Source organism: Pseudomonas sivasensis, assembly GCF_052938085.1.
This window is the reverse complement of record NZ_CP176442.1, coordinates 2,117,444-2,142,455: the sequence shown is the minus strand read 5'-3', so window position 1 is coordinate 2,142,455 and position 25,012 is coordinate 2,117,444. Positions and strand designations below refer to the sequence as shown.

17 protein-coding genes are annotated in these 25,012 nt (G+C 62.3%); 6 read left to right on the top strand and 11 right to left on the bottom strand.

The window, feature by feature from the left end; translation table 11 throughout:
• Nucleotides 1-36: 36 nt before the first annotated feature.
• The 3 genes from ACKZ62_RS10070 to ACKZ62_RS10060 are packed head-to-tail and all read right to left on the bottom strand — an operon-like array spanning nt 37 to nt 4,220.
• Nucleotides 37-1,098: a lipocalin-like domain-containing protein gene (locus tag ACKZ62_RS10070; RefSeq protein ID WP_447096614.1), complete on the bottom strand. Its 1,062-nt coding sequence runs from the start codon at nt 1,096-1,098 to the stop codon at nt 37-39.
• Nucleotides 1,088-3,550, bottom strand: coding sequence for an ABC transporter permease (locus tag ACKZ62_RS10065; protein WP_447096613.1), 2,463 nt, complete (start codon nt 3,548-3,550; stop codon nt 1,088-1,090). The genes ACKZ62_RS10070 and ACKZ62_RS10065 overlap by 11 nt, the downstream gene beginning before the upstream one ends.
• A gap of 1 nt (nt 3,551) precedes the next feature.
• A complete protein-coding gene (locus ACKZ62_RS10060) occupies nt 3,552-4,220 on the bottom strand; it encodes an ABC transporter ATP-binding protein (RefSeq protein ID WP_032887293.1) in 669 nt (222 codons plus the stop codon).
• 277 nt (nt 4,221-4,497) lie between these two features.
• On the opposite strand from ACKZ62_RS10060, the gene pmrG reads away from it, so the two are divergent.
• From pmrG to ACKZ62_RS10045, 3 genes are all read left to right on the top strand, one after another.
• Nucleotides 4,498-5,169 (top strand): lipopolysaccharide core heptose(II)-phosphate phosphatase PmrG, encoded by a 672-nt coding sequence (pmrG, locus tag ACKZ62_RS10055; RefSeq protein ID WP_241150126.1) that lies wholly within the window; start codon nt 4,498-4,500, stop codon nt 5,167-5,169.
• 187 nt (nt 5,170-5,356) lie between these two features.
• Nucleotides 5,357-7,012: a lipid IV(A) 4-amino-4-deoxy-L-arabinosyltransferase gene (gene arnT, locus ACKZ62_RS10050; protein ID WP_447096612.1), complete on the top strand. Its 1,656-nt coding sequence runs from the start codon at nt 5,357-5,359 to the stop codon at nt 7,010-7,012.
• Nucleotides 7,012-8,532, top strand: coding sequence for an ArnT family glycosyltransferase (locus ACKZ62_RS10045; protein ID WP_442117502.1), 1,521 nt, complete (start codon nt 7,012-7,014; stop codon nt 8,530-8,532). Before arnT ends, ACKZ62_RS10045 begins: the two co-directional genes overlap by 1 nt.
• A gap of 25 nt (nt 8,533-8,557) precedes the next feature.
• Here ACKZ62_RS10045 and ACKZ62_RS10040 read toward each other — a convergent pair whose 3' ends face one another.
• Complete coding sequence (locus tag ACKZ62_RS10040; RefSeq protein ID WP_447096611.1) at nt 8,558-14,821, bottom strand: non-ribosomal peptide synthetase; 6,264 nt, start codon at nt 14,819-14,821, stop codon at nt 8,558-8,560.
• A 488-nt stretch (nt 14,822-15,309) separates the two neighbouring features.
• Here ACKZ62_RS10040 and ACKZ62_RS10035 point away from each other — a divergent pair, with 488 nt between their 5' ends.
• Nucleotides 15,310-16,104: a helix-turn-helix transcriptional regulator gene (locus ACKZ62_RS10035; protein WP_447096610.1), complete on the top strand. Its 795-nt coding sequence runs from the start codon at nt 15,310-15,312 to the stop codon at nt 16,102-16,104.
• Entirely contained in the window at nt 16,104-17,522 is a 1,419-nt protein-coding gene (gene adeC / locus ACKZ62_RS10030; protein ID WP_447096609.1) for an AdeC/AdeK/OprM family multidrug efflux complex outer membrane factor, read from the top strand. The genes ACKZ62_RS10035 and adeC overlap by 1 nt, the downstream gene beginning before the upstream one ends.
• A gap of 311 nt (nt 17,523-17,833) precedes the next feature.
• On the opposite strand, the gene ACKZ62_RS10025 is transcribed toward adeC, so the two are convergent.
• Nucleotides 17,834-18,238: a RidA family protein gene (locus tag ACKZ62_RS10025; protein WP_099600922.1), complete on the bottom strand. Its 405-nt coding sequence runs from the start codon at nt 18,236-18,238 to the stop codon at nt 17,834-17,836.
• 1,097 nt (nt 18,239-19,335) lie between these two features.
• On the opposite strand from ACKZ62_RS10025, the gene ACKZ62_RS10020 reads away from it, so the two are divergent.
• On the top strand, nt 19,336-19,803 hold the full coding sequence (locus ACKZ62_RS10020) for an Sbal_3080 family lipoprotein (RefSeq protein ID WP_050442838.1): 468 nt from the start codon (nt 19,336-19,338) through the stop codon (nt 19,801-19,803).
• A gap of 32 nt (nt 19,804-19,835) precedes the next feature.
• Here the strand turns inward: ACKZ62_RS10020 and ACKZ62_RS10015 are convergent, their stop codons facing one another.
• The 6 genes from ACKZ62_RS10015 to ACKZ62_RS09990 form a co-directional block, all read right to left on the bottom strand.
• Nucleotides 19,836-20,291, bottom strand: a complete 456-nt coding sequence (locus tag ACKZ62_RS10015) for a hypothetical protein (RefSeq protein WP_447096608.1) — start codon at nt 20,289-20,291, stop codon at nt 19,836-19,838.
• 167 nt (nt 20,292-20,458) lie between these two features.
• Nucleotides 20,459-21,391 (bottom strand): pyridoxamine 5'-phosphate oxidase family protein, encoded by a 933-nt coding sequence (locus tag ACKZ62_RS10010; protein ID WP_099600919.1) that lies wholly within the window; start codon nt 21,389-21,391, stop codon nt 20,459-20,461.
• 80 nt (nt 21,392-21,471) lie between these two features.
• Nucleotides 21,472-22,356, bottom strand: coding sequence for a LysR family transcriptional regulator (locus tag ACKZ62_RS10005; RefSeq protein ID WP_179178730.1), 885 nt, complete (start codon nt 22,354-22,356; stop codon nt 21,472-21,474).
• Nucleotides 22,356-23,264, bottom strand: coding sequence for a LysR family transcriptional regulator (locus ACKZ62_RS10000; RefSeq protein ID WP_032887281.1), 909 nt, complete (start codon nt 23,262-23,264; stop codon nt 22,356-22,358). The genes ACKZ62_RS10005 and ACKZ62_RS10000 overlap by 1 nt, the downstream gene beginning before the upstream one ends.
• Before the next feature lie 18 nt (nt 23,265-23,282).
• A complete protein-coding gene (locus ACKZ62_RS09995; RefSeq protein WP_447096607.1) occupies nt 23,283-23,915 on the bottom strand; it encodes a glutathione S-transferase family protein in 633 nt (210 codons plus the stop codon).
• Between the two features lie 106 nt (nt 23,916-24,021).
• Nucleotides 24,022-24,894: a LysR family transcriptional regulator gene (locus ACKZ62_RS09990; protein WP_447096949.1), complete on the bottom strand. Its 873-nt coding sequence runs from the start codon at nt 24,892-24,894 to the stop codon at nt 24,022-24,024.
• Nucleotides 24,895-25,012 lie beyond the last annotated feature (118 nt).

Sequence of the window (25,012 nt, the reverse complement as noted above, 5' to 3'; positions counted from 1 at the left end):
CTACGTCAACGCGGACAAGCCCTTACGGAAGTACCCTCAATACCCGGTCATTTCCAGGTAGCCCACGCCCCCGTCAAACCTCACCGGCCCTTCCCAATACGGAATGCTCAGGTTCATCCAGGCGTTCGGGTTGACGGCTTCAGTGGTGATATCCAGCTGTTTGCCAGGTATTTTCAGCGACCAGCGCGTCGGCAGGTTGCGCCCATCGATGGCCGTGGTTTCCAGCGGTGTCAGCTGGATGTCAGCGTTATGCAAGGTCTCTGTACGTCCCTGGGCGTCGATCCAGGTGCCGGTGAGATAACCGCCGCCGTCCTTCTGGCGTACGCGAAACAGCATCAGTTGCGCGCCCCGGTCGAGGTGCAGGGAGAACCAGTCCCAACCAGTCTGGCTGGCGCTCAGTGGTTGGCTGCTCCATTCGCGGTCGAGCCACGCCGGGCCAGTGACTTGATAGGTTGTGCCATCGATGCTGACGCTGCCATTGGCGGTGAAGAACGGCTGGCTGTAGTAATACGACGCCTGGCCCTGGTCGGATTTACGGCTGTAGCCGTTGTCACCTTGCAACACCAATGGACGGCTGGAGGTCAGCCGCAAGTCGTAGGCGAAGTGCTCTGCGCTGGCCTTGAGTTGCATATCCGCCAATGCACTGACCGCGCCAGGACGGCTGGCAAAGTTCCAATCGTCAATCCACGCATTGAACGGCGCTGCCTGGGCACCGGCCTGGCCAACGCCGCCACGGGCCAGCCGTTCGGCGGCGTAGTGGCGGTTGGCGGAGGTGACGGCGGCATGGCCGAGCCACACCGTCGAATCCCGCCAGCCGGCCTGGGTCGGCCCGGCTTTCAAGGCGTTGCGAAATAGCGTCCATTGCACGCCGAACACATTGCCTTGGGCGTCCTTCAGATTGGCGGTGACGTACCACCACTCGATGCGAAAGCCGTCATGGGGGCCATGGTCCCCGGGAAAGCTGAACACCTTGCCGGGCAGCACTTGGGCAAAGTCCGCCGCATCGCTGCCCAGGCCTGCAAAGCTCTCTTGGGGCGCGGGGGCTTTGTCACAAGCCGCCAGCAGCAATAACGCGCACATCAACGTCTTAATCTTCATGGGCAAAGGTCCTCAGCAAATCCGCCGGACGGCTGCGGTACAGCTGCCACAGCGGCCAGGCCGATGCCAACAATGTGGCGAGCATCGCCAGCCCAAGCAATTGTGCGAGCTGCCACGGGAACACCTGCAACGGCAGCCGCCAACCAAAGGCCTGCACGTTGATCACCGCGTCCAGGCACCATGCCAACAACACCCCCAGCGGCAACGCCAACATCAGGGTGAGCACCGCCAGCAGCCAGGTCTGGCCCAGGTTCAGCAACATCAATTGTCGACGTGTCACGCCCAGCGCCCACAGCGGTGCGAGTTGGCCAAGGCGGCTCTGGCTCTGGGTCAGCAGGCTAATGAACAGCGCTACGCCGGCCACGCCCAAGGTCAGGCTGTTGAGGGCCGCAGTCGCGGCGAAGGTGCGTTCGAACACCTGGCTCGACCAGCCCTTGAGTTGCTGTTGATCGACGATGCGGCTGTCGTCCAGGGCAAATGCGCGCTGCACTTCTCGCACCAGTGGCGCTACATCAGACGGCGCGACGCGCAGGTTGAAGCGCGCAGGTGAGAGCGTTGGCCAGTGCGCCAGCAGGTGTTCGGAATTGACCAGGATATGCCCCTTGGGATTGCCGTAATCCGCGTAAATCCCCACCACCTTGGGTGACCAGACGCCTTGAGGCGTGGGGATATCAATCGAATCCCCGAGCCTGACTGAAAGCCTGCGCGCCAACTGCTCGCTGAGCATCAAGGTGTCGTCACGCTGCAACCGGTCCCAAGGTGCATCGGCAGCGTCCAACAAGGGCCAGTGCTCGCGATAGGTCGGATCGTCGACCACCCCGAACAGATCCGCTGGCCAGCCCTGCACTTGCACGGCGATCTGCCAGGTAGGCAACACCCTCTGCACCAACGGTTGGTGCGCCAGCCAAGTGCTGAGCTGATCCGCCTGGGCCGGGGTTTGCGGGTTGAGGTACAGCTCGGCAGTGAGGCGTTGTTCCAGCCAATGATTGAAGGTGTGGCGAAAGCCCGAGGTCATGGAGCCCGCACCGATATTCGCGGCCAGGGCCAGTAGCAGCGCCATCAGTGCCAGGCTCAAAGCCGGCAGTTGTTGGCGGCAATCGGCAAGAAACCACTGGCCAAGCACTGAACGGCTGCGCCCCAACACGGCCTTGAGCAGCCCGTTGAGCAATACCGGCAAGCCCAAGGCCGCGCCGAGCAGTAAGGTCGCCATCAATACAAACCCCGCCGCCAAGCTGTCGCCCAGCCAAAGCGCCAACAGCGCGATCAGCAATGCCATTCCGGCGACCCAGCCCTGACGCCGTAACCAGCGACCATGGGCCTCGTGCCAGGCCTGGGCGTTGGCCAGCGCCAGCAACGGCAAGCGCGCCGCCCGCCACACGCTGCTGGCACCGGCCAGTAAGGCACCCAACAGGCTCAAGCCCAACCCCGCCAGCCACCACCATGGACTCAGGCTCAACTGTCCCGGTACTTCGGCGCCATATAACCCGCGCAGGCTGGCAGCCACATCCGGCAGCAGCAGGCTGGCCAGAAGGTATCCGCTGGCGACGCCGAGCACGCCGCCCAGCAGCGATAACGCGCCCAATTCCACCCCAAGCCCGAGGATCAACAAACGCGCACTGACCCCACAGGCACGCAAGGTGCGCAGCAGTCCGCGGCGTTGCTCCAAGGCCAGGCCGATGGCGGCGTGCACAATAAACAGCCCCACCACAAAGGACAGGAAGCCCAGCGCATCAAGGTTCAGGTGGAAGCTTTCGGTGAGGCGCGCCAAGTTGCTGTCCTCGCCCTGCCGGAGTTGCAGCCCGGCGGGAGGCGTGGGATGGCTGGCGGCGAAGGCCTTGTCCAGCAGCAGCCGCGACAGCTGCCCAGGCATCTCAAGCAAAGGTTGAGCAAAGCCGATATCGGTCAGTAACAGCCCGGGCGCCATGTCCGGCTGGGCTTGCAGCGGCGGCAGGCGTTGCCCGTTCAGCGCCAGGGGTTGCTGCCCTTCGTGCAGCCCCAGGGCCTGCAAGGTTTGCGGCGCGATCCAGGTACGCCCCGGAGGGTCAAAGAAGGCGAGCATCTGCGCCTGGCTCAAGCGCTGCCCCGCTACCGCGCCGCTGCCGGGCAACGACAGCGGGTCGAGGCCCATCAATTGCAGGCGCACGTCCTCATGCCCCTTGAGCTGCAACCGCCCCTGCACCACCGGCGACACCGGCCAACCCGCGCGGCGCAGTTCGGCAAACAGCGTTTGCGGGAAACCGGCAGCGTCCGGCGCACTGAGACTGGCTTGGGGTTCGCCGCCGATCAACTGGCTGGCGCGGGCATAGCTGTCGCGCGCCTGACTGTTGAGGGCCTGCACGCCGGTCAAGAGTGCGGTGGCCAGCCACAAGCCGGTGAGCACACTGAAAAACTGCACCGGGTGGCGCCGCCAATGGCTGAGCAACGCGCGCAGTGTCCAATAAAACACCGCCATTTCAGCGAGCATCCGCAGGCAGGACGCGGCCGTGATGCAACACCACCTGCTGGTCCAGCCGTGCGGCGATACGGGGGCTGTGGGTGACCATCAACAAGCTGGTGGGGCTGTCGCGCAACAGGTCCAGCATCAGTTGCAACACCTCGTCGCTGGTGGCTTCGTCGAGGTTGCCGGTGGGTTCGTCAGCCAACAGCAAGCCTGGCCGCGACGCCAAGGCACGCCCTACCGCGACCCGCTGTTGTTGGCCGCCCGAGAGCTGTTCCGGATAGCGCTTGAGCAAGTCGCCCAGGCCCAGGCGTTCCACCAACTGCGCCTGCCAGAGCGGATCAAAGCGCCCCGCCAGCCGGGCCTGGAACGCCAGGTTGTCGTCGACGCGCAAACTGCCAATGAGGTTGAACTGCTGGAACACCAGGCCAATTTCAGTGCGCCGCCAGTGAGCCAGTTGCGCCTCGCTCATCTGGTCGAGGCGCTGCTCACCCACTTGGATACTGCCGCGATCCAACCGATCAAGCCCCGCCACCAAGTGCAACAAGGTGCTTTTTCCACTGCCCGACTCGCCCATCAACGCCAGGCTGCTGCGTGCGGCCAGGTGCAAATCCACACCTGCCAACACCGCCAACGGGCCTTGAGGGGTGGCATAGCTTTTGAAGACACCTTGCGCCTGCAGCATGGGAACACTCATCGGAGGGGTGGCCATCGAGAATAACGGTTGGGAATCGAGGCCACGCAAATTTTTCACATGCTTTTCACCGGCCACCGACCCACCGCACTTTAAATTACCGGCCAAGCGTCACTCGTCGGCAACTTCTTAGTTGCCAACCCTGGCAACTTTTAACCGCAGCATGTTCAGCGAAAAGACAGCAGCCCTGTGACAGCCTTCTGCTCCACTGCGGCTATTCGCCAACACGTTGCGCCTAACTAATACAAGATTGCCAACAGCGTCCAAGGTGAATGAAGTGGTTGACATTACCCTGATTAAACCACGCTCGCGCCGGGCCTTTCTCAAGCGCCTCAAACCGCTTTGGCTCGGGCTTGCCGTGGTCGGAGCGCTGCTCACTTGCGCGCTGTTCTGGCCGACCTCGCCACGGGATCTGGGCGTAGGCAATCGTCTGCTGACGTCCGAGGTGCTGCCACTGTGGCGCGACGGCGATCTGATCGTGCTGGTGCGTCATGAAGAGCGCTGCGACCGTTCGAGCAACCCTTGTCTGGGCCCAGTGGAAGGCGTGACGATTAATGGCAGCCAGCACGCGGAAAACATGGGCAAAGCCTTTAAATCACTGGGCATGGACGGCACCGACGTACTCTCCAGCCCCGCCATTCGCACCGCCCAGACCTCGCGCTTCATGTTCGGCAAAACCGAGATGACCGCCAGCGAACAAGCCGTCTGCGGCAAGGCCATGGGCGAAGAGTTGCTAAGCCACAAACAGGCCGGACGCAACCTCGTCTTCGTCACTCACAGCGGCTGCATTGCTGACTTCGAAACCACCCTGGGCTTCCCCCACGCCAAGTTTTCCGAGTACGGCAGCGCGCTATTCGTGCAGGTGCTGGCCAACGGCAAGTTCAAGGCCCTGGGCATCATGAAAAACCAGGATTGGCCGGCCGCGCTCAAACAAATCTAACGCATTCCCTTCCTGCCACTACGGCTTATGTTCAGCAAAAAGACAGCCCTATTCGGGCATGTTTAGTTGCGCCCTTTTTTAAGGTCGTTATGACTATTTCCCGTTATTCAGTGAACGCTGTGACGACTTTCGCCTTTACTTCATTAGTTGAAAAAACCACCACCAGACGTCAAGGAGCGACGTTGTCATGACCCGCTTTAAACCCCTGCCGGTTTTATTACTGGCCTTCGTCGCGTTTTATCTATTACCACTGGGCCTGCATGGTTTGTGGATACCGGATGAAACCCGTTACGCCCAGATCAGCCAGGAGATGCTTCAAAGCGGAAACTGGGTGGCGCCGCACTTCATGGGTATCCGTTATTTCGAAAAACCGTCCGCCGGTTACTGGCTGATCGCCCTGGGCCAGGCGGTGTTTGGCCAGAACCTGTTCGGTGTACGCATCGCCTCGGCCTTGACCACCGGATTGAGCGTGCTGCTGGCGTACCTGATCGCCCGGCGCCTGTGGAACGACCCACGCAAGTCTTTCGCCTGCGCCCTGCTCTACCTGAGTTTTGGCCTGGTGGCCGGGCAAGCGGGGTACTCCAACCTCGATCCGCAATTCACCTTGTGGGTCAACCTGAGCCTGGTGGCGCTGTGGTTTGCCCTCGACAGCCACACCCTGCGCAGCCGTCTGGGTGCCTGGGCCGTGTTGGGATTTGCGTGTGCCATGGGGTTCATGACCAAGGGTTTCCTGGCGTGGGCGCTGCCAGTGCTGATCGTCCTGCCCTATATGCTTTGGCAACGGCGCCTGGGCGAGCTGCTGCGGTATGGCCCGCTGGCCATCGGCGTGGCCGTGCTGGTGTGCTTGCCCTGGGTGCTGGCGATCCACAACCAGGAACCGGATTTCTGGCGCTTCTTTTTCTGGAATGAACACATCCGCCGATTCAGCGCCGACGACGCCCAACATGTGCGGCCATGGTGGTTTTTCCTGCCAATCATGGCGGTGGCCTGCTTGCCGTGGACCGGGCTTCTGCCCAACACCCTGCACCAGGCCTGGAAACAAAAACGCCAGCCGGCAATCGCCTTCCTGGCCCTGTGGTTGCTGCTGCCGCTGGGCTTGTTCAGCCTGAGCAACGGCAAACTGCCGACCTACATCATGCCGTGCCTGCTGCCCCTGGCGTTGCTGATGGGGCATACCTTGAGCGACCTGGTCATCCAAGGCAAAACCCGCACACTACGCCTCAATGGCCTGTTCAACTTCGTCATCGGCATGGCCGCGATGGTCAGCCTGATCTACCTGCAAGTCGCCAGGCCGCTGTACAGCAACAGCCATGCAGAGATGTTCAGCCTGTCGCTGGCGTTTATCGTGCTGCTGGGATGGATCCTCACCAACCTGTTGCAAAGCATACGGCCACTGACGCTGTGGGCAATGCCGGCCTTGGGCATTGGCCTGCTGGTGGTAATGCTGCCGTCGAGCATGCCAGCCTATATCGCAGATAACGAAATGCCCGACCAATTCGTGTTGGAGCACCTGGATGAGTTGCAGCAAACCAATACACTGCTGAGCAATGAACTGGGGAGTGCCAGCGCATTGGCCTGGCGCTTGAAACGCGCCGACGTGGCGCTGTATGACACCGAAGGCGAGTTGCGCTACGGATTGCAATACGCCGGCTCGGTAACACGTAAAGTGGAGCTGGAACAGGTTCAGGACTGGCTCAAAGAGGCGCGCCAGCACGGCTCCGTAGGCGTGCTGCTGCGGGTCAACAGCACCAGTGAAATGCGCGAGGCCGGGCAACTGCCACCCGGAGGCAAACGCTATCACAAGGGCTACCTGGAACTTATCCTCTACCCGCAGGCGCCATGATGCTGGGGTATTTCAAGACTGACCGCGGCGCCCTGCTGCTGTTACTGGGCGTCTCGGCCCTGCTGCTGCTCACCGGCCTGGGCGCGCGCGACCTGTGGGGCGCGGAAACCCGCTGGGCGAACATCGCCTTGCAGATGCTGCAGAGCGGTGACTATTTTGATCCGTATCTCAAGGGCTTGCCGTATTACGACAAACCCCTGCCCTCCTACTGGCTGATCACCGGTGCGGCCCACCTGATGGGGGGCCTCGGCCCCTGGTCGTTGCGCCTGCCATCGGTCATCGGCGCGTGGTTGAGTGTGTGGCTGGTGTACGTGATCGGCGAACGCCTGTTCCGCAAGGGCACGGGGCTGATCGCCGGCTGGATGCTCGCCACCACGTTCTACTTCCTGTTCTGGGCCCGCGTGGCCACAGCGGATGTGCTCACCGTGTGCGGCGTGCTGGCGGCAGTCGCCTGGTATTGGCGTGGCCCCGACGACGCACGCCTGTGGCGCTACACGGTGTTTTTCCTGTTACTGGCCCTGACGTCGCTGCTCAAGGGCCTGATCGGTTTTGTACTGCCCGGCCTGGTGCTGCTGCCGCACCTGCTCAGCGAACAGCGCTACAAGCGCCACCTCAACCTACGCCTGGTGCTGGCCGTGCTGATCGCCGCAGCGGTGTATGCCGTGCCGTTCGTGCTGTCGCACTTCTACGGCGCACCGACCTATGGCGAGAGCGGCCTGGCGTTGGTGTTTCGGGAAAACGTAGTGCGTTTCTTCGACCCGTTCGACCATATGGGGCCGATCTACACCTACCTGATCTACCTGCCCGCCTACACCCTGCCCTGGACCCCTTGTTGGCTGCTCGGTCTGTGGCTGGCGGTGCGCCACTGGCGCCATACCCCGCCGAACGTGCGCTGGCTGGTATGGGGCCTGGGCCTGTTGTTTGTGTTCTTCACCGCCAGCGGCAGCCGGCGCAGCTACTACGTGCTGCCGCTGGTGCCATTTGCCCAGTTGCTGGCTGCGTGGTGGGTAAGTGAGCGCGTGCTGAAAAAGCCCGCCGGCTGGCCGCGCTGGCAGAAGGGTTTGGGGATCGCGGCCGCACTCATGCTGTTGATACTCGGCGTGGCCTATCCCTGGTCCAACGGCAACGGCGGCGTGACCCGCTTCGCCGAGGATGTGCAAGCCCAAGCGCGCAAAACCGCGCCTTGGAATCAATGGCAGATGGTGCTGATAGAGGTCGATAACAAACTGCCGATGTACCTTCAAAATGGCGGAAAGCCGTTCTACTACATCGCCGAGACCCAGGACTTCCCCCGCCAGGGCGACAGCGCCGCGTTGATGGCCTGGCTGGAAAAAACCAGCGGCCAGGCCTTTGACCCGCAACGTACGATCATCGTCGCGCAGTTTTCCAAGGATGATCCGACGCCGCTGGCTTATCTGGGTGCCGACCATCAGCGGATCACCACCCAGCCGGACAATGGCGAGCGGCTGTTTCAGAGGCGTGAAGAGGGCAGCGTAGCGTTTATCCCTGAGCCTCACTAAGGATCAACATGGGCAAGCGGCTTTTTCAGATCCGACGCCGACGACCAAGCTGCGGAATCGCCGTCTGCGGCACCTCCACCTTCACCACCTGCGCCACCGTGCACGCAGCCAACTGCGCCAGCGTCGGCTGGCTGAACAACGTCCGCGCATCCACCTCCAACCCCGCTTTGCGCAGGCGCGCCACCAGGTTCACGGCCAATAACGAATGCCCGCCCAGTTCGAAGAAGTGGTCGTGGCGCCCTACCCGCTCCAGCTTGAGCACCTGCGCCCAGATCCCGGCCATCAAGGTTTCCACTTCGCCCTGGGGCGCTTCATAGGCGCGGCTGAGCACCGCCTCCAGCCCTGGTTCTGGCAGGGCCTTGCGGTCGAGTTTGCCGGCGGGGTTGAGCGGTAGTTCATCAAGCTGTACGAAAGCCGACGGCACCATGTATTCCGGCAACTGCGCCAGCACATGGGTGCGTAAGTCTTCCAGGCTCGGCGCCGGGCCGCGCACGGTGAAGTAGGCAAGCAGACGCTCATCACGAATCAACACCGCCACCTCACGCAGCGCCGGATGTGCCAACAGGCACGATTCGATTTCCCCCAGTTCCAAACGGACGCCGCGCAGCTTGACCTGGAAGTCGTTACGCCCAAGGAATTCCAGGTTGCCGTCCGGCAGGTAGCGCACCAGGTCGCCGGTGCGGTACAGCCGATCCCCTTGTACAAACGGGCTGTCGATAAAGCGCTCGGCCGTCATCTGCTCCAACCCCAGATACCCACGGGCCACGCCGACACCGCCGATATGCAACTGGCCGCTGACGCCCATGGGCACCGGCGCGTCGTGTGCATCCAGCACGTACAGGCGCGTGTTGTTGATCGCACGGCCGATGGGCAATTGCAGCGCGGGTACTGGCGCGCCGGGCTCCAGGGTCCAGGCGCTGCTGTCTACGGTGGCTTCGGTGGGGCCATAGACGTTGTGCAGGCGCACCTTGGGCAAGCGCGCCTGCACGCCACGGGCCAGGGCTTCGGTGAGCTCGCCGCCGCCACACAGCACATCGGTGAGGCTGGTGCACAGGGCGGATTCTTCCAACTCAAGGAACTGCTGCAACATCGCCGGTACGAATTTGATCACGGTGATCTGCTGCTCGCGAATCACTTGCGCCAGGTAGGCCGGCTCACGATGACCATCGGGCCGCGCCAGAACCAATCGCATGCCATTGGCCAGCGGCCAGAACAGCTCCCAGACCGATCCGTCGAAGCTGAACGGCGCCCGCTGCAACAGCGCTCCGCCCTCGGCGTTAGGGCACAGTTGCGAGCCCCAGTGCATCAGGTTGCCCAGGCCGCGATGTTCGATCATCACGCCTTTGGGCGTGCCGGTGGAGCCGGAGGTGTACATCACGTAGGCCAGGTTGGCGACGCTCAGCCCCGGCACCGATGGGTTGCCCTCCGGCGCGTGGCTCCAGGCACAGTGGTCAAAGTCGATCACCGGGATGGCGACTTCACCCGGCAAGTCGCGGGTGGCCGCGTGCACCAGCAGCGCCACCGGTTGGCTGTCCTGGAGCATATAAGCCAGGCGTTCGCGGGGGTAACCGGGGTCCAGCGGCACATAGGCGCCACCGGCCTTGAGGATGGCGAGCAACCCCACCACCAGGTCCAGGCCGCGCTCGACGCACAGCGCCACGCGGGAATCCGGCTGCACGCCACGCTCACGCAGGTAAAAAGCCAGCCGGTTGGCGCGCTCGTTGAGTTCGCGATACGTCAGTTTCTGCTCGCCGGCCTGCACCGCCACCGCGTGCGGAATGTGGCGAGCGTGGGCCTCGAAAAGCGCCTGGACGGTAAGGGTTTCGGGGTAGTCGGTTGCGGTGGCGTTGAAGTCCAACAGCAGTGTCTGCACTTCACGGGCGGGCAGCACCTGCACGTCCCGCAACGGTGCTTGCGGTGTATTTTCCAATGCATCCGCCAGGTTGATCAGCGTCGTTTCCAGATAGTCCAGGATTCGCTCGGCGCCGACCTTGCGCGGTGCCTTGGCCTTGAGATGAAAACCGCTGGCGGTGTCGTCCACGCTGAGCATCAGCGGGTAGCTGAGGATATCTTCGGCGCTGACCAAAGCGATGCCCGGCACGAGGACGAGGTCGCGCTCGGCATCGGTATGACGGTAATTGAGCAGGCTGTTGAACAGCGGCGTCGCGCTGCTGCAACGCTGGGCCAAGGCCAGCGAAGCTTGCTCATGGGCGAGCAAGGCGCTGAGTTGGCGATGGGTGTCGCGCAATGCGTCCGCGACGTTTTGCCCGGCCAGATGCAGACGCAATGGCAGGGTATTGATGAACATGCCCAAGGCCCGGTCGGCGCCCTCGCCTGCCTGCAAACGGCCGAGCAACACGGTGCCGAACACGCCATCATCACGGCCCGCTACGCGGCTGAGCACCTGGGCCCAGGCCAGGTGGAACAGGCTGGCTGCACTGACGCCCAAACTACGGGCCTGAGCACGCAAGCGCAGATTGAGGTCATCACTCAGGGCACGCTGGGCTTCTTCGGTGTCGCTACGATTGGCCTGGCGCTCCTGCAGGCCGAAGGCCAACGTAGGCTCGTCCACATCCCCCAACAGCTCACGAAAGAACGCCTCATGGGCCGCCTGGCGCGCCGGTGAACGAGACTGCGCCACCACCGTGCGATAAGGCACCGGCGTCGGCAATTGCGCTTGTTGGCCGAGCAGATGGGCGCGAATTTCCTGCATCAGAATCGTGGTAGACGTGGCGTCGTTCACCAAGTGATGAAAGCGCAATCGGGCGACCCAACCCGCGGGCGCTTCGGCATAGTCCAGCGCCATCAACGGTGCCTGGCGCAAGTCCAAAGGCCTATCACCCTCACGCCACGGTTCAACACGCAAGCGCGCCGCGCGCCACACCACCTGCATCGGCTGCTCCAAGGCTTCCCAGGCCAGGCTGGTGCGCAAAATATCGTGGCGGTCGATCACCTGTTGCAAGGCTTGGGCAAAGGCGTCCAGTTGCTCGCGCCGTTCAAAGCTGAACAGTGCCTGTTGCTGGTACGGGTCGTGCTCATCGGTGAGGTGGTGGTAGAGCAAACCTTCCTGCAGCGGCGCCAGGGGGTAGATTTCCTGCACGTTGGCCGCGCCCCCGGGAATAGCCGCGACGATGCCGTCCAGGCTGGTTTGATCCAGCTCGGCCAGCGCCAGTAAATCCGAGGTGATGTGGCGGCAGTCAGCAGGGATGCGATTGGCCGGCACTTGCACTTCGCTGCCTTCACTCACCGCCGCCAACGCCGCCAGCGTCGGCTGGCCGAATAGCACTTGCACATCGGCGCGCAAACCGGCCTGGCGCATGCGTTGCACCAATTGCACCGCGAGCAACGAGTGCCCACCCAGTTCGAAGAAATGGTCGTGACGGCCCACGTGCTGCACCTGCAACAGCTCGGCCCAAAGCTGCGCCAGGACGGTCTCCACACCGGCCCGCGGCGCTTCGAACCGTCGAGTGACGAATGCCGCCTGGGTCGGCGCCGGCAGTGCCTTGCGGTCGAGTTTGCCGTTGGAGGTCAGGGGCCACGCGTCCAGGGGAATGTAGGCCGCTGGCAGCATGTAGTCCGGTAATGAGTTTTGCAGATGGGTGCGCAGGGTTTCGATGTCGACGGCCTGGCATGGGATAAACCAGGCGAGCAATTGCCCGTCGCGAGACTGCACCACGGCTTCCTGGACGTCCGCGTGGGTGGCCAGGGCCGATTCGATCTCCCCCAGCTCGATGCGCATGCCACGGATTTTCACCTGGTCGTCATTGCGGCCCAGGTATTCAAGCTGACCGTCGGCCAGCCAGCGCGCAAGATCACCGGTGCGGTACATCCGGCCCGGCGCAAAGGGGTTGTCGAGAAAGCGTTCGGCACTCAGTTCCGGGCGGTTCAGGTAACCGCGCGCCACGCCTTTACCGCCAACGTACAACTCCCCCGCCACGCCGATGGGCACCGGGCGCTGCTGGTCATCCAACAAGTAAACGGTTGCGTTGGCGACGGGCGCACCGATGTGCAACGGCTGGCCCGCATCGACGCGACCGGAGGTGGCAACCACGGTGGCCTCGGTGGGGCCGTAGTTGTTGATCACGTCAAAGGTTTGTGCGCGTGTGAAGCTGCGTAGGCGATCGCCGCCGATCAGCAAGGTGCGCAGGGTCGTATGCTCCAAACGCTGGCTGAAGGCGTATTCGGCCACGGGGGACGGCAGGAAGCACACGTCCAACGGCTGCGCGCGCCACCAACCGAGCAGCGCGTCGATGTCTTCCGCGCCGTCATGGGCCGGTGGCAGGTGCAACGTGGCCCCCACGCACAACGCCGGCCAGACTTCCCACGCCATCGCGTCAAAACCGAAGCCGGCGACGCTGGCGGTGTGGCTGCCCGCCTGCAGATTAAAGGCCTGGCAGTGCCAGTCCACCAGGTTGCAGACGCTGTGGTGTTCGACCATCACGCCCTTGGGCAAGCCGGTGGAGCCGGAGGTGTAGATCACGTAGGCGAGGTTCGACGGTTTGACCGCAACGTGCGGGTTGGCACCCACCTGCAGCGTCGGTCGGTCCAACTCAACCACCGGCAGCGCCAGGGCAGGCAGGCGATGCCGCAAATCGTGCTGGGTGAGCACCGCCACCGGCGCGCTGTCTTGCAGCAGATAGCTCAAGCGCTCAGCGGGATGGGCCGGGTCGACCGGCACGTAGCAGGCGCCGGCTTTGAGAATCCCCAGCAGGCCCACCAGCGTGTCCAAACTGCGCCGGGCCAGAACCGCCACGCGATCATCGGGCTGCACGCCCAGCTCAATCAGTTGATGGGCCAATCCATTGGCTTTTTGATTGAGTTGGGCATAGGTCAACTGACGGCCCTGGTAGATCGCAGCCACTGCGTCCGGCGTGCGCACGGCCTGGGCTTCGATGCGCGCGTGCAGGGTGTGCGGCTGCGCAATCGGCTGTGCGGTGGCGTTCCACTCGTGCAGTCGGGCCTGTTCGGCGGGCGTAACCATGGAGAACGCACCGACAGGCAACTCGGTGTTATCCAGCCCTTGCTCCAGCAACCCGGTAAAGCGCTGGGCCAAGGCGAGCACCTCGTCGTGCTGGAAGTACGCCTCGTTGTACACGCAATGCAGCGTCGCGGTGCCCTGGCAGCGGTTGCTGCGCAGGTGGATGGCAATCGGCAGCGGTTCATGGTGGTTGGACACCTTGATCGCGCGGGCCTGGATGGCGCCGTAGCGCAGTTCATGGTCGTCCTGCTCGAAGGACACCGACAGGTCGAACAGTTGGGCGCGATCCGCACGGCGCAGGCCCAGTTCGCGATTCATCTCGCTCAACGGAAACCGTTGGTGACGCAAATCCTGCTTGAGCTGGTCGCGCACGCCGCGCACCAAGGCGCCGAACGGCAGTTGTTCATCGAACTGAAAACGCACCGCACTGACTTGGGCAAACAGCCCTACGGTGGCGCGAAAACGCGCGTTGGAGCGGTTGAGAATCGGCAGCCCGACCACCCAATCCGGGCGCTGGGCGGTGCGGGCGAAGTACACATACATCGCCGCCAACAGCACATGAAACGCCGAGGCCTGATAACGGCTGGCCACCTGTTCCATGCGGTCAAGCAAAGCAACCGAAAAGGGTTGCGCCAGGGTGTTGCTGGTCGCGTTGGCGAGCTGCTTGGGCGTGAGCAACGGTTCCGGCAGCACCTGGTATTTGTCCAGCCAGTAGGCGCGGTCGCGGACGAAGCGGGACGAGTTGCGGTAGCGCTGGTCGGCGTCGATAAAGTCGATATAGGACGGTGCCGCCGGCTCCGATGAACGGCCTTGTTCAAGGGCGGTGTAGAGCTGCGCCAGGGATTGCAGCATCTGGCCAAAACCCCAGCCATCAAGGATCACGTGATGGGCCTGGGTGCCGAGGCGGTAGTGGTTGTCGGCGAGTTTGACCAGGAAGAAGTGGAACAGCGGCGCGCCCTCCCTCTGATAAGGCCGCGCCATGTGCGCCTGCATCAAGGCCTGGCTGGCGGCCTGCGGGTCGGGCAATGCGGATAAATCGTACTGCGCCACTTCGGTCAACAACGCGGGGGCGAAGGTTTGTCGAGGCAAGCCGTGGTCGTCACTGTGCAGTTGAGTGCGCAGCGCATCGTGCCGGGCCACCAACTGCTCGACAGCTCGTTGAATCAATTCAGGCACCACTGCACCTTCGAAGTCGACATAACCGCCGATGTTGTACAGCGGCGAATCGCCCATCCGCAGTTGGTCGAGCCAGATGTCCTGTTGGGCCGCGGTGAGGGGAAAACTGGCCGGCAGGCTGGAAAATTGCTGCATAAGATCCTTCTCATGGGTGTCAGGCACTGGCCGCGCAGGGAGCCCCATTACGGCGAAATTGCCGGATTTGAGCATGGGGGGTTGGGGCTGTCTGTCACCCTAAACCCGGACATTCAAATGGATGGATCCCGGTTGACTGAAGGTTCACAGCTGAAACGATTAAAGAGCTGTAGGAAATTGGCTATACGCGGTCGCTACTGATTTTTTACAACCTCATTTCGATAAGTATATTTTCTATTTAAATCAGCAAGTTAAGTTAAATTCAAAAAGACTCAGCCGTTCACTTAGTCGGAAACAGCTCTCAGAAACGTCGAATTAATGACGTGGTTTTTATGGCAGTTTGTGTCCCTCGTTTCCGCTACATACGTAGGAAGAATCCCCTGGCTAAATAAAATCTCGAGTGCCGACTCTCGTTCATGAGGAACGGATCGCCCCCCAGAGGCCCAGGGAGTTCGTTGACGGTTTTCGACATCAAGGATGAGATGGCTATGAGTTTGAAGCGCAGCATGGGTAACACACAGAGCCCGAATTTCTTCGCTGAAATGGGTGAATTGATTGCACACAGCGGCCATGAGGCGTTTGCCGACCATATGCTGCATCTGGTCAGCAAATGGGTGCCGATCCACTTGGTGGACCTCAGTGAGTGGACCCTCGACGAGCTGCGCGATCGCGTGCTCGATATCAAGCTGCTCGGCAGCGCCGGCCAGAAGCAGGACTTGCCGCCGCCCCTGGCGGTGTGCCAGTTGGATGACCACCCGCTGCTACTGCAAATGCTCAGCATGCAGGACCCACTGCTGATCCAGATGAACGCCAGACCCCACAGCGCACACCCGCGCGGCACCTCGCACCAGTGCAACCTCGTGTCGCGCCAGGGTAACCGGCGCTGCGTGATTTCGTTCTACCGGCCGCCGACCCAGCGCGGGTTTTCCCTGGCCGAGTTGTCGTTTCTCAAGTGCCTGTCGGACACGCTTCTGCCGCTGATCGAACGCCACGCCCAGATCCTGCGCCAGGCGCCGCACGACCAGTCCGAGCCGGGCCATACACTGCTTGAGCAATCGCAATTGCAGCGTGAGTTCTATAAGCGCCTTTCTCTCGGAGACATCACCCTGTCGGCCCGCGAGCAGGAGGTGTGCCTCGGGCTGTTGACCGGCGGCACCGTGCCGCAGTTGGCGGAAAAACTCAGTGTTAAAAACAGCTCAATCGAGACCTACCTCAAGCGCGCCGCCGCCAAGCTGGGTGTGAGTGGCCGGCATGGTTTGGCCAAATGGATGGTAGGCGCTTGATGAAAAAACTCACCCTCACCGGCATGGTCTTCGTGCTGGGTGGCTGCTCGCTGATCCCCGAGTACCAGCGGCCCGAAGCACCGACGCCTGGCCAGTACCCCCAGAGCGGTGTGTATGCGCTGGCACAAGCCGGCACGCTGACGCCCTCCTCGGACTGGCAGCAGTTGTTCCATGACCCCGCACTGCAACAGCTGATCCGCGAGGCGCTGGTCAATAACCGTGACCTGCGGGTGGCAGCGCTGAACGTCGAGGCCTTCCAGGCGCAGTACCGCATCCAACGGGCCGATCTGCTCCCGGCGGTGTCCGCCACAGGTGCCGGCACCCGTCAGCGTGTGCCTGGGGCTGTGAACGGCACCGGTAAACCGGCGATTACGTCCACCTATTCCGCCACCCTCGGCATCAGCGCTTATGAGCTGGATTTTTTCGGCCGCGTGCGCAGCCTCAGCGAACAGGCGATGCTCACTTACCTGGGCACCGAAGAGGCACGGCGCAGTGCGCAATTGAGCCTGGTGGCCAACGTCGCCAATGCCTACCTCACCTGGCGCGCCGACCAGGAACTGCTGGCCCTGGCCCAGCAAACCCTGGCGGCCAACGACCACAGCCTGCACCTGACCAGCCGCAGCAAATCGGCGGGCAAAGCCTCGGCCCTGGACGTGGTGCAGGCGCGCACCAGCGTAGAAAGCACCCGCGCCAGCGTGGCACGGTATGAGCGCCAGGTTGCGCAAGACCTCAACAACCTGGCCCTGCTGGTGGGCGGCCCGGTGAACCAAACCCTGCCGTCCCGTCCTCTGGCGGATGACCTGGTAGCCCGTGTGCCCGCCGGGCTGCCGTCGGACCTGCTGCAACGCCGCCCGGATATCCTTCAGGCCGAATACCAGTTGCGCGCGGCGAACGCCAATATCGGCGCCGCCCGTGCGGCATTCTTCCCGTCGGTAAGCCTTACGGCCAACGCCGGCAGCACCAGCACCGAACTGTCAGGGCTGTTCAAGGGCGGCTCCGGCAGTTGGACCTTCCAGCCGCAAATCAACCTGCCGATCTTCAACGCCGGCAGCCTGCGCGCCAGCCTCGACTACGCCAAGCTGCAAAAAGACATCGGCGTGGCGCAGTATGAAAAGTCCATCCAGACCGCCTTCCAGGAAGTCGCCGACGGCCTGGCGGCCCGGCAGACCTTTACCGACCAACTCAACGCGCAACGGGACTTCGTCGCCGCCAACCAGGCGTATTACGACTTGGCCCAACACCGTTATCGCAGCGGCGTGGACAGCAACCTGACCTTCCTCGATGCCCAGCGCTCGCTGTTCAGCGCGCAACAGGCATTGATCGTGGACCGGCTGGCGCAGCTGGTGGCGGAGGTGAACCTGTATACCGCGCTGGGCGGTGCATGGGGGGATGGGGCGGTGCTGACGAGCCAGCGCTAGCGGAACTGTCGAGTGAGTGCTGTCGAGCGGGCCTACAGTGGTGAGCAGGCTTGCTGTGGTGAGCAGACTTTATTGTGGTGAGAAGGCCTACTGTGGTGAGCAGACTTATTGTGGTGGGCAGGCCTACTGCGGTGAGCAGACTTATTGTGGTGAGCAGGCTTGCCCTGCGCTGGGCTGCGAAGCGGCCCCAATACTGAGGAATGCCGATTGCCAGACACTCCGCGGTGATGGGTTTTGGGGCTGCTGCGCAGCCCAGCGCAGGGCAAGCCTGCTCACTACGAAAGCCCGCTCACAACGATGATCGAGAAACCCTACTTCAGCGTAATCACCGCCTCCGCCTCGACCTCGATCAACCATTGCGGCAACGACAAGCCGCTGACGATAATCCACGAAGAAGGCGGCGGGTTATGGGGAAAGCGCTCACGCAAGGCCTCAGCTATCGGCTCCTGCTGATCACGTGCGGACTCAACGATATATAGCCGCAGCATCACCACATGGGACAGATCACCACCGACCTCGGCCAAGATCTTTTCGATATTGTCCAGCGAGGTAGCAATTTGCTCGGCCATGCCTGGGCCGACCGTACACTCCTGGGCATCCACCCCGACCTGGCCTGAAAGCAGAATGCGCCGGCCAACGGGAACCTCAATTGCCTGGCTGAAGCCATATTGCAGAGAGTTGAATACGCTTGCGGGATTGATGACATTGCGTTGCATAACGGGTCCTTGTTGTTAGTTGGAGCGTAAGGCTGACTCAAACAGTTTCAAGTCTCAATAAGCGATACATCTGCCAGGCAGCGAAGCCAATGAGACAAACACCGCTCGTTCGGTTAAGCAGAGTAAAGTCCGGGTTTTCGACACGCATTTTCTGATGGTCGCCCCACCCAGCGCGTACAGCAGCTGCGCTGAAAATGATCCCAAAAGAAAACTCGGCAAATGAAAATACCACCCAATGCCATCCAGTTGCGCACGGCTGGCAATCACACAAGAAGAAGTGGCCGCGATGGTGAGTGGACTTGTGCTGGTGAGCAGGCTCTTTGTGGTGAACAGGCTTGCCCTGCGCTGGGCTGCGAAGCGGCCCCCAGTACTGAGGAATGCCGTTTGCCAGACAGTCCGCAGTGATGGGTTTTGGGGCTGCTGCGCAACCCAGCGCAGGGCAAGCCTGCTCACTACAAACAGCCCGCTTGTCACAACACAATGTGTGCACTCGCGACGCTGAGTACTGCAGATCGTAATCGCCCTCAGGACTTCACTGCGATCATCCAGCCATTACTCCCCACATGGACGTGAGCAGGTTTATTGTGGTGAGCAGGCTTGCCCTGCGCTGGGTTGCGAAGCGGCCCCAGTACTGAGGCATGCCGTTTGCCAGAAACTCCGCAGTGATGGGTTTTGGGGCTGCTGCGCAACCCAGCGCAGGGCAAGCCTGCTCACCACAAAGAGCCCGCTTGCCACAACACAATGTGTGCACTCGCGACGCTGAGTACTGCAGATCGTAATCGCCCTCAGGACTTCACTGCGATCATCCAGCCATTACTCCCCACATGGACGTGAGCAGGTTTATTGTGGTGAGCAGGCTTGCCCTGCGCTGGGCTGCGAAGCGGCCCCAGTACTGAGGAATGCCGTTTGCCAGACACTCCGCAGTGATGGGTTTTGGGGCTGCTGCGCAGCCCAGCGCAGGGCAAGCCTGCTCACTACAAAGAGCCCGCTTGCCACAACACAATGTGTGCACTCGCGACGCTGAGTACTGCAGATCGTAATCGCCCTCAGGACTTCACTGCTATCATCCAGCCATTACTCCCCACATGGACGTCACTATGCGCCTGATCGCAGCTCCCGCACTTGCCCTGGCCCTTACCGGCTGCAGTATCACGCAAACCGTCACCCCAGTTTCCCTGTCCACCACCCAGTCCCCGGAGATCTGCACGATCCCCGCAGAAGGCCTGCGCGAAGGATTCAACACCACCTACACCGCGCAACTGCGCAGCAAAGGTTTTCACACCCGCGAATTGCCGCCCGGGAGCCCGCCTGCCAGCTGTGCGTTGTCGACCACCTACATTGGCAAATGGAGCTGGGACATGGCGCTGTACATGAGCTTTGCCCAGATCCAGGTGTTCGAGAACGGCCGCCAGGTCGGCCAGGCGCTGTACGACTCGACTTCAGGTGGCGCACGGATGGGCAAGTTTATCGACGCACAGAACAAGATCATCGAGATGACCAACCAGCTGTTCCCGGAAGTGGTCTACGGTACGACCCGGCCTGACCTTCCCTCAGTGCCAGACTGAATTAAACCGACAAGCACCTGAAGCTCTACGTCTTAAAAGTCTGGGATATTGAAGTCCAGCTCGACCTCGTACGCACGTCCCACGCGTGGTCTTGTTCTAAACCACAGCTTTCCGCTGATCGGTTTTGCAGGGTAGGCGCTTATCAGCTCAACCCAACCCTCAATCCCTTCGTAATCTGTGGTGACACCGGTGTCTCGGATAAAAGTCATGTAAAGCAACGTCAGCGTCACAGGGTTTACGCCGATACTATAGGTGCCGCTGGGAGCGCTCTCAGGAGTGAGTGCCAGTCCAATGAGCGATGTCCGACCAGGGCTTTCCAGATCATCCACTGTGCCACGGAGACTCAACGTCCCATTTTGGTTGTCACGGTAGATCCATGTCGCCTTAAAGGGATACGTTTGATCATCGCTCAGGCTGACGACCTTGCCGTTCATGGTACCGGTGGCCGTCCCTTTATTAGACTTATACAGTTCGATGTCTTCAAACATGTTGATCTCCCGCTCCACTATCAATGTGAGGTCGCCGCGCGTTCAACCGGTATTAAAGTGGAATAAACGTGAGTTGTAACCTGTGACTTATGACAGGTTTAAACACGCGTTTCTTATTACCTGTGGTCATTAGTACAGGGTTCACTTCGACCAGAACGGCACGCGCACTACCACCCCCCCATCGCCAGACTGAACGGCGAAAACTGCTCAAACTCCCAACGCAACGCCAACGCCGCCGGGCGCCTTACCACGTGTTCCACGGTCACCGTCCACAACCGCTGCGCGCCTTCAAACGCTGCCACTTCGGGACCGCTGAGGATCAGCGAGGTGCTTCCGGCAATCTGCAATACGTCGCCCGAATCAAAGTCGATGAACAGCAGACCCGCCACCGGGTTGGCTGCCAGGTTGCCCAGGGTGTTGAAGAACAGGTTGCCGGCGAAGTCCGGGATGGTCAGCACGTTGCCGTCGACGCGCACAAAGCCGGTGTTGCCGCCGCGATGGGACACGTCCACCGAACGTTCGCCTTCAGCGTCCACATAGCTGGCGACGAAGAAGGTGTCGGCGTTGCGGATCATCGCTTGGGCGCCAGCGTCGAGGCTGCTGGAGCGCTCGGCCACGGTGCCGGGTTTGCGTGCGATACCGTCCACCGGCCGCAGTTGGATGTATTTAGGGCAGTTGCCGAAGGTATGCACCACGTCCACCGAAAAACCTTCGTGATCGAGGGCGCCGATGCGGCCGTTCATGCGGTTGCGGCGGCGGGTGTTGAGGTCGATGCCCAGCAGCCCCACGGACGCTCCTTGCCGCACGGCATTGCGAGCGGGGTCGCTGGTATTGGGCAGACTGTCGATCTGCAGGGTCTGCGGCTCGGGCGAATGGGCGAAACCCGGTGCGCCCTCAACCATCGTCGCCCACGGAATGCCCTGTTCGTCCACCACACCCAGCAACAGGTATGGCAGCAAAGGGTAGAAATCCCGGTGCTGCTCAGGCAAGTGATCACGAATTACTTTGGGCCCGACCACAGCCATGCGCTCAGCGACGCCGGCGCTTTCCTGCATCTGCCGTTCGCCGGCATGCCAGGGGGATAGTTCGATTGGATTCATGGCGATGACCTCCCGTTAGATGCTGCGATGCTGCGCCCTGCCCGCCAACAGAGGGAATAACCACCCCAGACAATCCACTGTTACGCCAACTGAAATGCTGGGTGTTCCCGCAACGCCGCCACGCAATGGTCGACAAAACTGCGCACACGCATCGGCGCGTTGCGGCCCTCGCGATACACCACATTGACTGGCAGCGGCGGCCCTTCATAGGCCGGCAAGATCCGGCGCAATTGCCCGCTGCCCAACGGCCCGTGCAGCGGGTAGCTCAGGCAACGCACCACGCCCGCCCCCTGCACGGCGGCATTGATTGCGCCTTGTACCGTGGAGCAACTCAACCGCGCGCGCGCCTTGAGCAAATAGCCTGGGAAATCCCAATGCACGTGCTCGGCACTGGCGATCAGCCGATGCTGCTTAAGCTCGCTCGGGTGCCGGGGCTCGCCGTGGGTGGCGAGATAATCGGGGCTGGCGCAAAGGAGTTGCCGCACCTGCCCGAGCGGCCGCGCGATCAGTGACGAGCTGGGCAGCTCGCCCACCAGGATCGCCACGTCCAGGCCCTCCTCATGCAGGTTGGGGTCATAGTCGTGATAACGCGCCACTACGCGCATGTCGGGGTACCGCTCCAGATAGTCGGCCAACACCGGCGCCATCAGGTAACGGCTGAACAACAGCGGCAAGAACACCCGCAGATTGCCCTGAGCCTGCACATGCGCGCCCTTGGCCGAGGCTTCGGCGGCGTCCACGCTGGCCAGCAGTTGCAGGCAGTCGGCCAGGTAGGCGCTGCCGGCGTCCGTAAGGCTCACGCCTTGAGTGCTGCGTTGCAGCAACGTCACGTGCAGGCGTGCTTCCAACCGCGCAATGGCACGTACCAAGGTCGGGCCGGAGACGCACGCACGGCGCGCCGCCGAGGCCAGGCTCGGTTGCCCGGCCATGGCGGCGAACAGTTGCATATCGCGAAAGCGCTCCATCAGCCGTGCCGTTGGAGCGCGGCGTCCTGGCCCAGGCGCTGGCTGAGAAAATCCACAAACGTACTGACCTTGGCCGGCACGCGCCCGCTGCTCTGGAACACCACCTGGATCGGCAGCGGCGCCGGTTCAAAAGCCTCCAGCACAATCTCCAGTTCATCGGCCGCCACCGCTGCCGCGACTTGATACGACAGCACACGGGTCATGCCCCAACCCAGGCGCGCCAGGTTGATTGCCGCGTTGTTCGCCGAGACCACCAGGCGTGGCTCGATGGGTACCGTCAGCGGCTGGCCGGCGTCGACAAACGCCCACTCACTGACCAAATGGCTGGAGGATAGGCCGATGATTTGCGCTGCACGCAATTGCTCGGGGTGCAGCGGGCGACCGTGCTGGTCGAGATAACCAGGCGACGCGCACACCACACGGCGCACCTCGCCCACCTTGATCGCCTGTTGCCCCGGTTCATGCAGATGGCCGATACGCACAGCCACATCAATCCCTTCGTCGACCATGTTGACCACCCGATCCACCAGCAAGGCATTGATGTTCACCTGGGGAAAGCGGTCGAGATAGTCACCCAGCACCGGCGCCACATACAGCTCGCCAAACAGCACCGGTGCGGTCACCGTAAGGTGGCCACAGGGGATCGAATAACTGCCCGCCGCCGCTTCTTCGGCTTCGTCCAACTCGGCGAGGATGCGCCGGCAATCTGCGAGGTAACGCTGGCCGGCTTCGGTCAGGTGCAAGCTGCGCGTAGTGCGCGCCAGCAGTTGGGTGCCGATGCGTTGTTCCATGGCCGCGATGGCGCGGGTCACGCTGGGCGGCGAGGTGTTCAGGCGGCGCGCGGCGGCAGCGAAACCCTCCTCCTCGGCCACCGCCAGGAACACCTGCATTTCGTGAAATCGGTCCATCGATGCGCCTCAGGAAGGTTACTGTGATTGCAAACCTACCGCCGTACGCGGCATGCCCACAAAACCTGGCAGGGCCTCAATACTGGCAAGCCAGGCGCGCACCTTAGGGTAGTCGACCAGCGACACATTACCTTCCGGCGCATGGGCGACGTAGGTGTAGAACGCGATATCTGCAATGCTCGGCTGCTCGCCAGCCAGGAAGCGGGTTTCGCTCAGTTGCTGTTCCACCAGTTCCAACAAGGCATGGGCGCGACTGATGGCGGCCGCCGCGTCCACGTCGGCGCCAAATACCGTGGCCAACCGTGCAGTCGCGGGCCCGGCATGCAGCTGCCCGGCAGCCGCCGACAACCAACGCTGTACACGCGCCTGCCCCACCGGGTCGCTTGGCAGCCAGTGGCCGTTGCCGTATTTCGTGGCGAGGTAGACCAGGATCGCGTTGGAGTCCGCCAGCACCGTGCCGTTATCGTCAATCGCCGGCACCTGGCCGAAGCGATTGATCGTCGCCGTGAAATCAGCGGATTTATGGACGCCTTGCTTGAGGTCCACCAGGATGAATTCGGTGGGCAGCCCCAGCAGGGACAGCATCAGCTCGGCCCGATGGGAATGGCCGGACAGTGGAAAACCATAGAGTTTGATCGCAGGCTGGGACATGTAAGGCTCCAAAAGGTGGGGGTTCCGACACCTGAGATGTTCCACCGCTGCGCCGATCAATGGAATCACCAGGTTTTACAATCCAGCATTTCACCCGGTGAAACAATCACTCGCCAAACAGTTCAATGATCAGCGTAAACAGCGTGGCCTTCACTGCGCTGTCCAACTCGGTCCAAGCCAACCCCGTGCTGGCCTGGAACGCTCCCAATACCAGCGGCCGCGACACGCAGTTGGCTGGCAACGCCCGCGCAGCCTGCTGCGGCAAAACCCCGACCCCCAACCCGGCACAGACCAGCGCGAGCATGGTGGTGAACTCGCCCAGCTCGGACGCAATCTGCAGCGGGATGCCCACGGCCTGGATAAATTCGTCGTAGAACCCCGGCGCATAGCGCCGCGCGAGGATGTACACCGGCACGTCGAGCAGATCGCCGGGCTGGATCGAATCCTGTGCGGCCAACGGATGATCCATCGGCAAGGCCACACAGAACGGCTCGCGCAACACCACACGGGTCTGCACACCGGGGTAGGCGGCGGGCAGGCGCATCAAGCCGAAATCGAGGCGGCCATGCTTCAACGCGGCGGCTTGGTCGGGGCCAGGCATGTCCTTGAGTTCCAGCTCGATACGCGGGTAGCGCTGATGCACCGCGCGGATCAACTCGGGCAACAGTTGTGGCAATACCGACGACACAAAGCCCAGCCGCACTCGGCCGATTTCCCCCCGGTTGGAGGCCCGCGCCGCCTCCGCCGCCCGCGCGGCCTGGTGCAGGGTCGCCTGGGCTTCCGGCAGGAACACCCGGCCGGCATCGGTCAACGTCACCGAGTGCCGATTGCGGTCCAGCAGGCGTACGCCCAAGCCACTTTCGAGTTGCTTGATCTGCATGCTCAGCGCCGGTTGCACAATCGACAACTGCCCCGCCGCCCGGCCGAAATGCAGCTCCTGGGCCAGTACCACAAAGGCGCGCAAGTGCTTGAGTTCCATCCAGCCCTCCTGGTTATCACGGATATTGATCAGCCGATCATAAATGAACATTGGACCTGCGCCCTACACCGAGGTGAAGTTAAGCCCATCAGACAGCGTTTTGATTATCACAAGCGCG